Origin of the sequence: Ramlibacter sp. AN1133, assembly GCF_037890035.1 — a bacterium.
Lineage (GTDB): Bacteria > Pseudomonadota > Gammaproteobacteria > Burkholderiales > Burkholderiaceae_C > Ramlibacter.
Genome location: NZ_JBBKTQ010000010.1, coordinates 138,432 through 153,297 on the forward strand (window position 1 = coordinate 138,432; position 14,866 = coordinate 153,297).

Here is a 14,866-nt window from a genome sequence, read left to right on the forward strand (position 1 = left end):
CTTGGCAGCGGTGCTGCGCTGCACTATCCTCCGGGTTTTCCCCGTAAGACCTGAGGTGCGCGCCATGACCACGGCTGCCGAAATCGCCCATCTTCAAGAACATGGCCTGTACGCCGGCGCGGAACACGACGCGTGCGGCGTCGGCTTCGTCGCCCATATCAAGGGCGAGAAGAGCCACAACATCGTCACCCAGGCGCTCAAGATCCTGGAGAACCTGGACCATCGCGGCGCCGTCGGTGCCGACAAGCTGATGGGCGACGGCGCCGGCATCCTGATCCAGCTGCCCGATGCGCTCTACCGCGAAGAGATGCGCGCCCGGGGCATCGAACTGCCCCCGCCGGGCGAGTACGGCGTCGGCATGATCTTCCTGCCCAAGGAACACGCCTCCCGCCTCGCGTGCGAACAGGAACTCGAGCGCGCCATCAAGGCCGAAGGCCAGGTACTGATCGGCTGGCGTGACGTCCCCGTCGACCACGAGATGCCGATGTCCCCGGCCGTGCGCGCCAAGGAACCGATCATCAAGATGGTGTTCGTCGGCCGCGGCACCGACGTGATCGTGCAGGACGCGCTGGAGCGCAAGCTGTACGTGATCCGCAAGACCGCCAGTGCCGCCATCCAGCGCCTGAAGCTCAAGCACTCCAAGGAGTACTACGTCCCCAGCTTCAGCAGCCGCACCATCATCTACAAGGGCCTGCTGCTGGCCGACCAGGTGGGTGTCTACTTCAAGGACCTGCAGGACGCGCGCTGCATCTCCGCCCTGGGCCTGGTGCACCAGCGCTTTTCCACCAACACCTTCCCCGAGTGGCCGCTGGCCCACCCGTACCGCTACGTCGCCCACAACGGCGAGATCAACACGGTCAAGGGCAACTACAACTGGATGAAGGCGCGCGAGGGCGTGATGTCCTCGCCGGTGCTGCAGGCGGACCTGAAGAAGCTGTACCCGATCAGCTTCCCCGACCAGTCCGACACCGCCACCTTCGACAACTGCCTCGAGCTGCTGACGATGGCCGGCTACCCGCTGTCGCAGGCCGTGATGATGATGATCCCCGAGCCGTGGGAGCAGCACACGCTGATGGACGAACGCCGCAAGGCCTTCTACGAATACCACGCCTCCATGCTGGAGCCCTGGGACGGCCCGGCCTCCATCGTGTTCACCGACGGCCGCCAGATCGGGGCCACGCTGGACCGCAATGGCCTGCGCCCCTCGCGCTACTGCGTGACCGACGACGACCTCGTGATCATGGCCTCCGAGTCCGGCGTGCTGCCGGTGCCGGAGAACAGGATCGTGCGCAAGTGGCGCCTGCAGCCCGGCAAGATGTTCCTGATCGACCTGGAGCAGGGCCGCATGATCGACGACGAGGAACTGAAGTCCTCGCTCGCCAACGCCAAGCCCTACAAGCAGTGGATCGAGAACCTGCGCATCAAGCTCGACGACCTGTCCGAGACCTCGGGCGACGCGCCCAAGAACAACGTCGAACTGCTCGATCGCCAGCAGGCCTTCGGCTTCACGCAGGAAGACATCAAGTTCCTGATCGCCCCGATGGCGACCGCCGGCGAGGAGGGCGTGGGCTCCATGGGCAACGACAGCCCGCTGGCCGTGCTGTCGGACAAGAACAAGCCGCTGTTCAACTACTTCAAGCAGCTGTTCGCGCAGGTCACCAACCCGCCGATCGACCCGATCCGCGAAGCGATCGTGATGTCGCTCGTGTCCTTCATCGGCCCGAAGCCGAACCTGCTGGACATCAACCAGGTCAACCCGCCGATGCGGCTGGAGGTGAGCCAGCCGATCCTCGACTTCGCCGACATGCAGAAGCTGCGCGAGATCGAGAAGCACACGCACGGCAAGTTCCGCAGCTACACGCTGGACATCACCTACCCGCTGGCCTGGGGCCACGAGGGCGTGGAAGCCAAGCTGGCGTCGCTGAACGCCGAAGCGGTGGACGCGATCAAGAGCGGCCACAACATCCTGATCATCAGCGATCGCGGCGTGTCCGCGACGCAACTGGCGATCCCCGCGCTGCTGGCCCTGTCGTCCATCCACCAGCACCTGATCCGCGAAGGCCTGCGCACCACCGCCGGCCTCGTCGTGGAGACGGGCAGCGCCCGCGAGGTGCATCACTTCGGCGTGCTGGCCGGCTACGGCGCCGAGGCCGTGCACCCCTACCTGGCGATGGAAACGCTGGTGGAGATCCACAAGGACCTGCCGGGCGACCTGAACGCCGAGAAGGCGATCTACAACTACATCAAGGCGATCGGCAAGGGCCTGTCGAAGATCATGTCCAAGATGGGCGTGTCGACCTACATGTCCTATTGCGGCGCGCAGCTGTTCGAGGCCATCGGCATCAACAGCGACACGATCGAGAAGTACTTCACCGGCACCGCCAGCCGCGTCGAGGGCATCGGCGTGTTCGAGATCGCCGAGGAAGCGATCCGCCTGCACAAGGCCGCCTTCAGCGACGACCCCGTGCTGGCCTCCATGCTGGACGCCGGCGGCGAGTACGCCTGGCGCACCCGCGGCGAGGAGCACATGTGGACGCCCGACGCCATCGCCAAGCTGCAGCACTCGGCGCGGGCCAACAACTGGAACACGTACAAGGAATACGCCCAGCTGATCAACGACCAGAGCCGCCGCCACATGACGCTGCGCGGCCTGTTCGAGTTCCGCGTCGATCCTGCCAAGGCGATCCCCCTCGACCAGGTCGAGCCGGCCAAGGAAATCGTCAAGCGCTTCGCCACCGGCGCGATGTCGCTGGGCTCGATCTCCACCGAAGCGCACGCGACGCTGGCGCTGGCCATGAACCGCATCGGCGGCAAGAGCAACACCGGCGAAGGCGGCGAGGACCCGGCGCGCTACCGCCAGGAGTTGAAGGGCATCCCGATCCGCAAGGGCCAGACGATGGCCGAGATCATCGGCCGCGACGTCGTCGAGGTCGACATCCCGCTGCAGGACGGCGACTCGCTGCGCTCGAAGATCAAGCAGGTCGCGTCCGGCCGGTTCGGCGTCACGGCGGAATACCTCGCGTCCTCCGACCAGATCCAGATCAAGATGGCGCAGGGCGCCAAGCCGGGCGAGGGCGGCCAGCTGCCGGGCGGCAAGGTCTCCAAGTACATCGGCAAGCTGCGCCACTCGGTGCCGGGCGTCGGCCTCATTTCCCCCCCGCCGCACCACGACATCTACTCGATCGAGGACCTGGCGCAGCTCATTCACGACCTGAAGAACGTCGCCACGCATGCCTCCGTCAGCGTGAAGCTGGTGTCGGAAGTCGGCGTGGGCACGATCGCCGCGGGCGTGGCCAAGTGCAAGGCCGACCACGTGGTGATCGCCGGCCATGACGGCGGCACGGGCGCGTCGCCCTGGTCGTCGATCAAGCATGCCGGCTCGCCGTGGGAAATCGGCCTGGCCGAGACGCAGCAGACCCTGGTGCTGAACAGGCTCAGGGGCCGCATCCGCGTGCAGGCCGACGGCCAGATGAAGACCGGCCGCGACGTCGTGATCGGCGCGCTGCTGGGCGCCGACGAATTCGGCTTCGCCACCGCGCCGCTGGTGGTGGAGGGCTGCATCATGATGCGCAAGTGCCACCTGAACACCTGCCCGGTGGGCGTGGCCACGCAGGATCCGGTGCTGCGCCGCAAGTTCTCCGGCAAGCCGGAACACGTCGTCAACTTCTTCTTCTTCGTCGCCGAGGAAGTGCGCCAGATCATGGCGCAACTGGGCATCCGCAAGTTCGACGAGCTGATCGGCCGCGCCGACCTGCTGGACATGAAGAAGGGCCTGCAGCACTGGAAGGCGCGCGGCCTCGACTTCAGCCGCCTGTTCGCGCAGCCGCAGGTGCCGGCCGACGTGCCGCGCTTCCATTGCGAGGAGCAGGACCACAAGCTGGAAAAGAGCCTCGACAAGCTGCTGATCGAACGCTCCAAGGCCGCCATCGAGCGCGGCGAGAAGGTGCAGTTCATGGAGATGGCGCGCAACGTCAACCGCTCGGTGGGCGCGATGCTCTCCGGCGAGCTGACGAAGCACCATCCCGAGGGCCTGCCGGACGACACGCTGCGCATCCAGCTGGAAGGCACGGGCGGCCAGTCGTTCGGCGCGTTCCTGGCGCGCGGCATCACCCTGTACCTGATCGGCGATGCGAACGACTACACGGGCAAGGGCCTGTCGGGCGGCCGCATCGTGGTGCGTCCCAGCATCGACTTCCGCGGCGACGCCACCAAGAACATCATCATCGGCAACACCGCCCTGTACGGCGCGACGGCCGGCGAGGCCTTCTTCAGCGGCGTGGCCGGCGAGCGCTTCGCAGTGCGCCTGTCCGGTGCGACCACGGTGGTCGAAGGCACCGGCGACCACGGCTGCGAGTACATGACCGGCGGCACGGTGGTGGTGCTGGGCCGCACCGGCCGCAACTTCGCCGCCGGCATGTCGGGCGGCATCGCCTACGTCTACGACGAGGACGGCAAGTTCGCCAGCCGCTGCAACACCGCCATGGTGTCGCTGGAGCGCGTGGGCTCCACGGCGGAACAGCAGGCCAGCCAGGGCAAGACCAAGCTGCACCGCGACCAGACCGACGAGGCGCTGCTCAAGAAACTGCTGGAGGAGCACAACCGCTGGACCGGCAGCCGCCGCTCGCGCGAACTCCTGGACAACTGGGCCGAGGCCCGCATGAAGTTCGTGAAGGTGTTCCCCAACGAATACAAGCGCGCGCTGGCCGAGATGTACGAGCGCGAGGTGGACCTCGCCAGCGCAGGCACGAACGCGCAGGTGGGCCTCAAGCACGAAGAGCCGGTGCCGGCGAAGTAAGACACGGAGAGAAGAAACATGGGCAAGGTCACCGGCTTCATGGAATACGAGCGCATCGAGGAGGGCTACAAGCCCGTGCCCGAGCGCGTGAAGCACTACAAGGAATTCGTCATCGGCCTGACCGACGAACAGGCGAAGGTGCAGGGCGCCCGCTGCATGGACTGCGGCATCCCGTTCTGCAACTCCGGCTGCCCGGTCAACAACATCATCCCGGACTTCAACGACCTGGTGTACCGGCAGGACTGGCAGGACGCCTTCACGGTGCTGGACTCCACCAACAACTTCCCGGAGTTCACCGGCCGCATCTGCCCCGCGCCGTGCGAGGCGGCCTGCACGCTCAACTTCAACGACGACCCGGTCGGCATCAAGTCGATCGAGCACGCCATCATCGACCGCGCCTGGGAGCACGGCTGGGTGAAGCCGCGCGTGGCGCGTGTCAGGACCGGCAAGAAGGTGGCGGTGGTGGGTTCCGGGCCGGCCGGCATGGCCGCGGCGCAGCAGCTCGCGCGCGCCGGCCACGAGGTGACGCTGTTCGAGAAGAACGACCGCATCGGCGGCCTGCTGCGCTACGGCATCCCCGACTTCAAGATGGAGAAGGTGCACATCGACCGCCGCGTCGAGCAGATGAAGGCCGAGGGGGTCACCTTCCGCACGGGCGTGATGGTCGGCGAGCTGCCGAAGGACTCGAAGGTCACGAACTGGGCCAAGGAGACGATCTCGCCCGCGCAGTTGCGCAAGGACTTCGATGCCGTGCTGCTCACGGGCGGCGCCGAGCAGTCGCGCGACCTGCCAGTGCCGGGGCGCGACCTCGACGGCATCCACTTCGCGATGGAGTTCCTGCCGCAGCAGAACAAGGTGAACGCGGGCGACAAGGTCAAGGGCCAGATCTCCGCCGCGGGCAAGCACGTGATCGTGATCGGCGGCGGTGACACCGGCAGCGACTGCGTGGGCACCAGCAACCGCCACGGCGCGAAGACCGTGACGCAGTTCGAGCTGATGCCCATGCCGCCCGAGCAGGAGAACAAGGCGCTGACCTGGCCCTACTGGCCGTACAAGCTGCGCACGTCTTCTTCGCACGAGGAGGGCTGCGAGCGCGAATTCGCCATCGCCACCAAGGAGTTCACGGGGGAGAAGGGCAAGGTCACGGGCCTGAAGACCGTCCACGTCGAGATGAAGGACGGCAAGTTCGTCGAGATCCCCGGCACGGAGAAGGAATACAAGGCCGAACTCGTGCTGCTGGCCATGGGCTTCGTCAGCCCCGTGGCTTCCATCCTCGAGGGCTTCGGCGTGGAAAAGGACGCGCGCGGCAACGCCCGGGCGACCACCGACTTCAACGGCGGCTACGCCACGAACGTTCCGAAGGTGTTCGCCGCCGGCGACATGCGCCGCGGCCAGTCGCTGGTCGTCTGGGCGATCCGCGAGGGCCGGCAGGCGGCGCGCTCCGTCGACGAATTCCTCATGGGGTTCAGCGACCTGCCGCGGTAAAGCAGCGCCGCGATCGGGGGTGACCGCTGGCCAGTAGGCTGGCGGTGACCGCGCGCGGCGCGCGCCGGGAACCCCAGCGCTCCGCGCATCGCTGGGGTTCCGGCGCTGTCGCGCGTCACCACCAGCCTACAATCCCCCGCCTGCGCCAATTTGCGCGCGCGCCACACGGGACGCAGGCCTGCGCAGCCCGCGGGCTATGATCCCGGCTTTCAGCACCTGGCCGTCCAACCGGCCCGATCTCCCCCGGATGACCGACAACGACTCCGGCCCGCTCGTCGAATGCCGGAACCTCACCTTCGGCTACGACCAGCGCCGCATCCTCGACGACGTGAGCTTCACCGTGCAGCGCGGCAAGGTGACGGCGCTCATGGGCGCGTCCGGCGGCGGCAAGACCACGGTGCTGCGCCTGATCGGCGGCCAGATCCGGCCGCAAGGCGGCGAACTGCTGTTCGACGGCGAGAACATTCCCGGCCTGGACCGCGACGGCCTGTACCGCATGCGCCGGCGCATGGGCATGCTGTTCCAGTTCGGCGCGCTGTTCACCGACCTGAGCGTGTTCGACAACGTCGCCTTCCCGCTGCGCGAGCACTCGGGCCTGCCGGAGAACCTCGTGCGCGATATCGTGCTGATGAAGCTCAATGCCGTGGGCCTGCGCGGCGCGCGCGACCTGATGCCCAGCGAGGTTTCCGGCGGCATGGCGCGCCGCGTGGCGCTGGCCCGCGCGATCGCACTCGACCCCGACCTCGTGATGTACGACGAGCCGTTCGCAGGGCTCGACCCGATCTCGCTCGGCACCGCGGCGCAGTTGATCCGGCGGCTGAACGACACGCTGGGCATCACCAGCATCGTCGTGTCGCACGACCTCGAGGAAACCTTCCACATCGCCGACCAGGTGATCGTGCTCGCCAACGGGAAGATCGCTGCGCAAGGCACGCCCGAGGAAGTCCGCCACTCCGACAATCCGCTGGTGCACCAGTTCGTCAACGCCTTGCCCGACGGGCCCGTGCATTTCCACTACCCCGGGCCCACCGTGGACGAAGACTTCAGCGGAGGATTGAAATGAGGCCCCCACGCTCCCTCACTGCGTGTAGGTCGCTGCCCCCCGGGGGGGCGTTCGACGCCCTTCGGGCGGCCGGGCGGGCGTCGAAATGACCTGGTGGCGCCCCTCCGACGTCGGCTTCGCCACCCGCGGCAAGTTGGCGGACATCGGGCATGCTGCGCGCCTGTTCGTGCGGCTGCTGGCGCTGGTCGGCACGACCTTCGCGCGCGCGCGGCTGGTGCGCGACCAGGTCCACTTCCTGGGCAACTATTCGCTGGCGATCATCGGCGTGTCCGGCCTGTTCGTCGGCTTCGTGCTGGCGCTGCAGGGCTACTACATCCTGCAGCGTTACGGCTCCTCGGAAGCGCTGGGCCTGATGGTGGCCCTGAGCCTGGTGCGCGAACTCGGGCCGGTGGTGACGGCCTTGCTGTTCGCGGGGCGCGCCGGCACGTCGCTGACGGCGGAGATCGGGCTGATGAAAGCCGGCGAGCAGTTGTCCGCCATGGAGATGATGGCCGTGGACCCGGTGCAGCGCATCCTCGCTCCGCGCTTCTGGGCGGGCGTGGTGGCGATGCCGCTGCTGGCCGCGGTGTTCAACGCCGTGGGCATCATCGGCGGCTGGGTCGTCGGCGTGCTCCTGATCGGCGTCGACCCCGGCGCGTTCTGGAGCCAGATGCAGGGCGGCGTGGACGTGTTCAAGGACGTCGGCAACGGCGTGATCAAGAGCCTGGTGTTCGGCGTGGCCGTCACCTTCATCGCCGTGCTGCAAGGCTACGAGGCGCGGCCGACGCCCGAGGGTGTCTCGCGCGCGACGACGCGCACCGTCGTGATGGCCTCGCTGGCCGTCCTCGCACTGGATTTCGTGCTGACAACGATGATGTTCAGCATCTAGGAAGAGATATGACCCACCCCCGAAGCGGCCTGCGGCCGCCTCCCCCTCGAGGGGGCGCCACCAGCGGCCCGGCAAAGCCGGTTCCGCGGTGGCACTGGAGTGGCCGCGGTCCGTCGAAGGACGTACCCCCTGGCAACAACGTAGTGGAGTGAATGACATGGATCGCACCAAGAACGACGTCTGGGTGGGGCTGTTCGTCCTCATCGGCGCCGCGGCGCTGGTGTTCCTCGCCCTGCAGGCCGCCAACCTGCTGACGCTCAGCTTCCAACCCACGTACCACGTGCTGGCGAAGTTCGACAACATCGGCGGCCTGAAGCCGCGCGCGGCGGTGAAAAGCTCCGGAGTGGTGGTCGGCCGTGTGGAATCCATCACGTTCGACGACAAGTCGTTCCAGGCCCGCGTCACGCTGGCGATGGAAACCCGCTACAAATTCCCCAGGGACAGCTCCCTGAAGATCCTGACAAGTGGCCTCCTGGGTGAGCAATATGTGGGAATCGAGGCGGGTGCCGACGAGAAGTTGCTGGTGCAGGGCGATACCATTACCACCACGCAGTCCGCGGTCGTACTGGAGAACCTCATCGGTCAGTTCCTGTACAACAAGGCGGCGGAAGGCCCGAGCACAGGAACGACGAAGAAATGAAACTTGAACGCCTCGGAGCGGCCGGCCTGCTCCTCGCCGCGCTGCTGCTGCTGGGGGGGTGCGCCACCACGGGTGAAGCCCGCAACCCGCGCGACCCGTGGGAGCCGTTCAACCGGCACGCCTACAACTTCAACGAAGGCCTCGACCGCGTCCTGCTCAAGCCGGTGGCCACCCTGTACCGCGACAAGGTCCCGCCGCTGGTGCGCACGGGGGTGTCGAACTTCTTCGGCAACCTCGCCGACGGCTGGTCGGCCGTCAACAGCCTGCTGCAGTGGCGGCTGCCCGACTTCGAGGAGAACCTGGCCCGGTTCCACGTCAACACCATGTTCGGGGTGTTCGGCATCTTCGACGTGGCGAGCGACCTGAACATCGAGCGCCACCGCGAGGACTTCGGCCAGACCCTGGGCCGCTGGGGCGTGCCGGCCGGCCCGTTCCTCATGCTGCCCTTCCTCGGCCCGTCCACGCTGCGCGACGCCGCCGCGCTGCCCATCGACCGCCGCTACAACCTGATCCACCGCTACTGGCCGGAGGATGGTGGCCGCGACGCGGTCTATGCCGTGCAGGCGATCGACAAGCGCGCCAACCTGCTGCGCGTGGGCAACGTGCTCGAGGAAGCCGCGCTGGACAAGTATTCCTTCACGCGCGACGCCTACCTGCAGCGCCGCCGGGCGGAGATCAACGATCGCGACGACAATCGCGAAGTGCCGCCGCCGCTCCCCGACGAATCGCTGGAGCCGCCCGCGGCGGCCCCGGCCGGACAACCGGCGCGCCCACCCGCCCGTTGAAGGGGGGTTGCAGGCTGTTGCCACTTTGCCTGGCAGGGCCTGCAACCCGGCGCCCCGGCCGCATTCCAACAGGGGCCGGGCACGCCCGGCAGCAAGAAAGGATTTGCCTGAAATGAATCGACGTTCCCTCTTCCGCGTCGCCGCCTCGCTGTTCGCCGCCGCCGCCATGGCCGGCGCCTGGCCGATCGCGCACGCGGCCGACGAAACCCCCGATGCGATGATCAAGCGCCTGTCCGACGAGGTGCTGAACATCATCCGCACCGACAAGGGCGTGCAGTCGGGCGAGATCAACCGGATCATCACCGTGGTCGACGCCAAGATCATGCCGCACGTGAACTTCCAGCGCATGACGGCATCCGCGGTCGGCCCGGCCTGGCGCCAGACCACGCCGGAGCAGAAGAAGCGCCTGCAGGAAGAATTCAAGCTGCTGCTGGTGCGCACCTACTCGGGCGCGCTGTCGCAGATCTCCGACGAATCCATCACGGTCAAGCCGCTGCGCGCGCAACCCACCGACACCGATGTCGTCGTGCGCAGCGAGATCCGCGGCCGCGGCGACCCGATCCAGCTCGAATACCGGCTCGAGAAGGGCGCCGACGGCTGGAAGATCTACAACCTGAACGTGCTGGGGGTGTGGCTGGTGGAAACCTACCGCAGCCAGTTCTCGCAGGAGATCAACACGAAGGGTGTCGACGGCCTGATCGCCGCGCTGGCCGAACGCAACCGCGCCAACGCCAACGGCGGCGCGAGCGGCAGCGCGAAGAAAGGCTGACATGACGCCCCCACGCTCCCCCACTGCGTGTGGGTCGCTGCCCCCCGGGGGGGCTTCAGCCTCCTTGAGGCGGCTCGGCGGAGGCTGACGCGTGCTGGTCCTGCCCGACGAACTGACGCACGGCACCGCCACCGCGTGCTGCCGCATGCTGGCGCAGGCCCTGCATTCGGATCCCTCGCGCGAGGCCATCGCCGATGCGTCGGCGCTGAGGAGGTTCGACTCCTCGGCGCTCGCCGTGCTGCTGGAGTGCCGGCGCGAGGCCCTGGCCCTGGGCAAATCGTTCTCGGTCAGCAACCTGCATCCGCGCCTGCAGGCGCTCGCCACGCTGTACGGCGTGGGCGAACTGCTGCCTGCCGCCTCGTAGGCCCTTTCCCCCGGGACCGTAAAATGGCGGGTTCCCCATGCCCGCCATCTCCTTCCAGTCCGTCTCCAAGACCTATTCCAGTCCCCGCGGCCCCTTCCAGGCCCTGGATGGCGTCAGCTTCGACATCGAGGAAGGCGAGTTCTTCGGCCTGCTCGGCCCCAACGGTGCGGGCAAGACGACCCTGATCAGCGTCCTCGCGGGCCTGGTGCGGCCCACCTCGGGCCGCGTGCTGGTGCGCGGCCACGACGTGCAGCAGGACTACGCCGCCGCGCGCCGCCAGCTCGGGGTGGTGCCGCAGGAACTGGTGTTCGATCCCTTCTTCACGGTGCGCGAGGCGCTGCGCATCCAGTCCGGCTACTTCGGCGTGAAGAACAACGGGGCCTGGATCGACGAACTGCTGCACAGCCTCGGGCTGGCCGACAAGGCGACGTCGAACATGCGGCAGCTTTCCGGCGGCATGAAGCGGCGCGTGCTGGTGGCGCAGGCCCTGGTGCACCGGCCCCCGGTGATCGTGCTGGACGAGCCGACGGCGGGCGTGGACGTGGAGCTGCGCCAGACGCTGTGGCAGTTCATCGCCAGGCTCAATCGCGAAGGGCACACGGTGCTGCTGACGACGCACTACCTCGAGGAGGCCGAGGCGCTGTGCAGCCGCATCGCCATGCTCCAGGCCGGCAAGGTGGTGGCGCTGGAGCGCACGAGCGACCTGCTCAAGGCCGCCTCGAGCAACGTGCTGCGCTTCAAGCTCGATGGCGCGCTGCCGCACGAATTCGAAGGCAAGGCGCGCGTCACCGGCCGCATCGTGCAATTGCCGGCGCACGATGCCCACGAAATCGAACAGCACCTGGCCGTGATCCGCCAGGCCGGCCTGCGCGTCGAAGACGTGGAGATCCGCAAGGCGGACCTGGAAGACGTCTTCATCGACGTGATGGCGGCGGGGCGGGCGGAGGTCGCGGCATGAAGACCGAATTGCCGGACGCAGAGGACGCAAAGGGTACGCAGAGGACGCAAAAGGAAACCTCCAAGGTTTTCTTTGTCTGTTTTGCGTCCTCTGCGTACCCTTCGCGTCCTCTGCGTCCGGAAGTCCGCATCAAGAGGTTTGCGGCATGACCGGCTGGCAGACGCTCCTGTACAAGGAGGTGCTGCGGTTCTGGAAGGTGAGCTTCCAGACCGTGGCGGCGCCGGTGCTCACCGCGCTGCTGTACCTCCTGATCTTCGGCCACGTGCTGTCGGACCGCGTGAAGGTGTACGACACCATCAGCTACACCTCGTTCCTCGTGCCCGGGCTGGTGATGATGAGCGTGCTGCAGAACTCCTTCGCCAACAGCTCCTCGTCCCTGATCCAGAGCAAGATCATGGGCAACCTGGTGTTCGTGCTGCTCACGCCGCTGTCGCACTGGAGCTGGTTCATCGCCTACGTCGGCTCCTCGGTCGTCCGCGGCCTGTGCGTGGGCCTCGGCGTGTTCATCGTCACGGCGTGGTTCACGCACGTGAGCTTCGTGGCGCCGCTGTGGATCCTGGTGTTCGCCCTGCTGGGGGCCGGCATGCTGGGCGCGCTCGGGCTCATCGCGGGCCTGTGGGCCGAGAAGTTCGACCAGATGGCCGCGTTCCAGAACTTCATCATCCTGCCGATGACGTTCCTCTCCGGCGTGTTCTATTCGATCCATTCGCTGCCGGACTTCTGGCAGCGCGTGAGCCACCTCAATCCCTTCTTCTACATGATCGACGGCTTCCGCTACGGCTTCTTCGGCGTGAGCGACGTGTCGCCCTGGCTCAGCCTGGCGATCGTCGGCAGCGCGATGCTGGCGGTGAGCGCCGTCGCCGTCCACCTGCTGCGCATCGGCTACAAGATCCGCGGCTGAAACATCGGAAACAACCATGACCGCCGACGAACTGCGCTCCCTCATCGCTTCCAGCCTGCCCTGCGACCACCTCGAGGTGGACGGCGACGGCCGCCACTGGTCGGCGGTGATCGTGTCGGCCGAGTTCGCCGGTTTGCGTCGAATCCAGCGGCACCAGAAGGTGTACGCAACGCTCGGTGCGAGAATGCAGAACGACGAGGTGCATGCCTTGTCGATGCAGACTTTCACGCCCGAGGAATGGGCGGCCCTACAGCAACCCTAAGGCCCATGGACAAGCTCTTGATTCGCGGCGGCAAGCCGCTGCACGGCGAGATTCGCATTTCCGGCGCGAAGAACGCGGCGCTGCCCGAGCTGTGCGCCGCGCTGCTCACCGCCGAGCCGATGACCTTGCGCAACATCCCGCGGCTGCAGGACGTCGCCACGATGCTGAAGCTCATCCGCAACATGGGCGCGAAGGCCGAGTTCAACAACGACGGCACCGTCGTGATCGACTCGAAGGACCTGCACTTTCCCGAAGCGCCGTACGAGATGGTGAAGACCATGCGGGCGTCCGTCCTCGCGCTGGGGCCGCTGCTGGCCCGCTTCGGCGAGGCGACGGTGTCGCTGCCCGGCGGCTGCGCCATCGGGGCGCGCCCGGTCGACCAGCACATCAAGGGCCTGCAGAAGATGGGCGCCGACATCGTGATCGAGCACGGCTACATGATCGCCAAGCTCCCCGCGGGCCAGAAGCGGCTGAAGGGCGCGCACATCCGCACCGACATGATCACGGTGACCGGCACCGAGAACTTCATGATGGCCGCCGCGCTCGCCGATGGCGAGACGATCCTCGAGAACCCGGCGCAGGAGCCCGAGATCACCGATCTCGGCGACATGCTCAATGCGATGGGCGCCAAGGTCGAAGGGCACGGCACCGGCCGCATCCGCATCGTGGGCGTCGAGAAGCTGCATGGCGCCACGCACAAGGTGGTGGCGGACCGCATCGAATGCGGAACCTTCCTGTGCGCCGTCGCCGCCACCGGCGGCGACGTGATGCTCAAGGACGGCCGTGCGGACCACCTCGGCGCCGTGATCGACCTGCTGCGCGCCGCGGGCGCCGAAGTCGAGCCGCGCGCCGACGGCATCCGCATCAAGTCGGATCGCCGGCTGGAAGCCCAGAGCTTCAAGACCACCGAATACCCGGGTTTCCCCACCGACATGCAGGCGCAGTTCATGGCACTGAACTGCATCTCGGAGGGCGATTCCAAGATCACCGAGACGATCTTCGAGAACCGCTTCATGCACGTCAGCGAGCTGATGCGCATGGGTGCGCACATCGACGTCGACGGCAAGGTCGCCATCACCCATGGCGTCGAGCGGCTGTCCGGTGCGACGGTGATGGCCACCGACCTGCGCGCGTCCGCATCGCTCGTCATCGCCGGCCTCGTGGCCGACGGCGAGACGATCGTGGACCGCATCTACCACCTGGACCGCGGCTACGAACAGATGGAACACAAGCTGCGCGCCCTGGGCGCCGATATCGAAAGAGTGACATGAACGCTGGGGTCCGCCCCACCCTCACCCTCGCCCTGTCCAAGGGCCGCATCTTCGACGAGACCCTGCCGCTGCTCAAGGCGGCCGGGATCGAGGCGCTCGAGGATCCCGAAAAGTCGCGCAAGCTCATCATAGGCACCACCAATCCGGACCTGCGGGTGGTGCTGGTGCGCGCCTCGGACGTGCCGACCTACGTGCAGTACGGCGGCGCCGACCTGGGCGTCACGGGCAAGGACACGCTGATCGAGCACGGCGGCCAGGGCCTGTACCAGCCGCTGGACCTGCAGATCGCCAAGTGCCGCGTGAGCGTCGCCGTGCGCGCGGACTTCGACTACGCCTCCGCCGTGCGCCAGGGCGCGCGCCTGAGGGTCGCCACCAAGTACACCAGCATCGCGCGCGACTTCTTCGCCGCCAAGGGCGTGCACGTGGACCTGATCAAGCTCTATGGTTCCATGGAACTCGCGCCGCTGACGGGCCTGGCCGACGCCATCGTGGACCTCGTGTCCACCGGCAACACGCTCAAGGCCAACAACCTGGTCGAGGTGGAGCGCATCATGGACATCAGCTCGCGCCTGGTCGTGAACCAGGCCGCGCTCAAGCTGAAGCAGGAACCGATCCGCCACCTGATCGACGTGTTCGCGAAGACCGTCGCCTCCCGTCATTGACCCACCCCCGAAGCGCCTTCGGCGCCTCCCCCTCGAGGGGGCG

Annotated in this window: 13 protein-coding genes; all 13 read left to right on the forward strand. The window is 67.3% G+C overall.

Annotated features, from left to right (window positions below):
- Positions 1–64: 64 nt before the first annotated feature.
- The 13 genes from WG923_RS16235 (at position 65) to hisG (ending at position 14,823) form a co-directional block, all read left to right on the forward strand.
- Positions 65–4,795, forward strand: coding sequence for a glutamate synthase-related protein (locus WG923_RS16235; protein WP_340352011.1), 4,731 nt, complete (start codon positions 65–67; stop codon positions 4,793–4,795).
- Between the two features lie 18 nt (positions 4,796–4,813).
- Positions 4,814–6,280, forward strand: a complete 1,467-nt coding sequence (locus WG923_RS16240; protein ID WP_340352012.1) for a glutamate synthase subunit beta — start codon at positions 4,814–4,816, stop codon at positions 6,278–6,280.
- A 247-nt stretch (positions 6,281–6,527) separates the two neighbouring features.
- Entirely contained in the window at positions 6,528–7,343 is an 816-nt protein-coding gene (locus tag WG923_RS16245) for an ABC transporter ATP-binding protein (RefSeq protein WP_340352013.1), read from the forward strand.
- Positions 7,344–7,428: 85 nt separating this feature from the next.
- Entirely contained in the window at positions 7,429–8,211 is a 783-nt protein-coding gene (mlaE, locus tag WG923_RS16250) for a lipid asymmetry maintenance ABC transporter permease subunit MlaE (RefSeq protein ID WP_340352014.1), read from the forward strand.
- Positions 8,212–8,368: 157 nt separating this feature from the next.
- Positions 8,369–8,851: an outer membrane lipid asymmetry maintenance protein MlaD gene (mlaD, locus tag WG923_RS16255; protein WP_340352015.1), complete on the forward strand. Its 483-nt coding sequence runs from the start codon at positions 8,369–8,371 to the stop codon at positions 8,849–8,851.
- Positions 8,848–9,636 carry an MlaA family lipoprotein gene (locus WG923_RS16260; RefSeq protein ID WP_340352016.1) on the forward strand — a complete coding sequence of 263 codons (789 nt, stop codon included), beginning with the start codon at positions 8,848–8,850 and terminating at the stop codon, positions 9,634–9,636. The genes mlaD and WG923_RS16260 overlap by 4 nt, the downstream gene beginning before the upstream one ends.
- A 112-nt stretch (positions 9,637–9,748) precedes the next feature.
- A complete protein-coding gene (locus WG923_RS16265; protein ID WP_340352017.1) occupies positions 9,749–10,405 on the forward strand; it encodes an MlaC/ttg2D family ABC transporter substrate-binding protein in 657 nt (218 codons plus the stop codon).
- A gap of 91 nt (positions 10,406–10,496) precedes the next feature.
- The gene (locus tag WG923_RS16270) at positions 10,497–10,769 is read left to right on the forward strand and encodes an STAS domain-containing protein (RefSeq protein ID WP_340352018.1); all 273 of its coding nucleotides are present in this window, start codon (positions 10,497–10,499) and stop codon (positions 10,767–10,769) included.
- Between the two features lie 37 nt (positions 10,770–10,806).
- Positions 10,807–11,727, forward strand: a complete 921-nt coding sequence (locus WG923_RS16275; RefSeq protein WP_340352019.1) for an ABC transporter ATP-binding protein — start codon at positions 10,807–10,809, stop codon at positions 11,725–11,727.
- Between the two features lie 145 nt (positions 11,728–11,872).
- Positions 11,873–12,628 carry an ABC transporter permease gene (locus WG923_RS16280; protein ID WP_340352020.1) on the forward strand — a complete coding sequence of 252 codons (756 nt, stop codon included), beginning with the start codon at positions 11,873–11,875 and terminating at the stop codon, positions 12,626–12,628.
- A 16-nt stretch (positions 12,629–12,644) separates the two neighbouring features.
- On the forward strand, positions 12,645–12,890 hold the full coding sequence (locus WG923_RS16285) for a BolA family protein (RefSeq protein WP_340352021.1): 246 nt from the start codon (positions 12,645–12,647) through the stop codon (positions 12,888–12,890).
- Between the two features lie 5 nt (positions 12,891–12,895).
- Positions 12,896–14,161 carry a UDP-N-acetylglucosamine 1-carboxyvinyltransferase gene (gene murA, locus WG923_RS16290; protein WP_340352022.1) on the forward strand — a complete coding sequence of 422 codons (1,266 nt, stop codon included), beginning with the start codon at positions 12,896–12,898 and terminating at the stop codon, positions 14,159–14,161.
- The gene (gene hisG / locus WG923_RS16295) at positions 14,158–14,823 is read left to right on the forward strand and encodes an ATP phosphoribosyltransferase (RefSeq protein WP_340352023.1); all 666 of its coding nucleotides are present in this window, start codon (positions 14,158–14,160) and stop codon (positions 14,821–14,823) included. The genes murA and hisG overlap by 4 nt, the downstream gene beginning before the upstream one ends.
- The last annotated feature ends 43 nt before the right edge of the window (positions 14,824–14,866 follow it).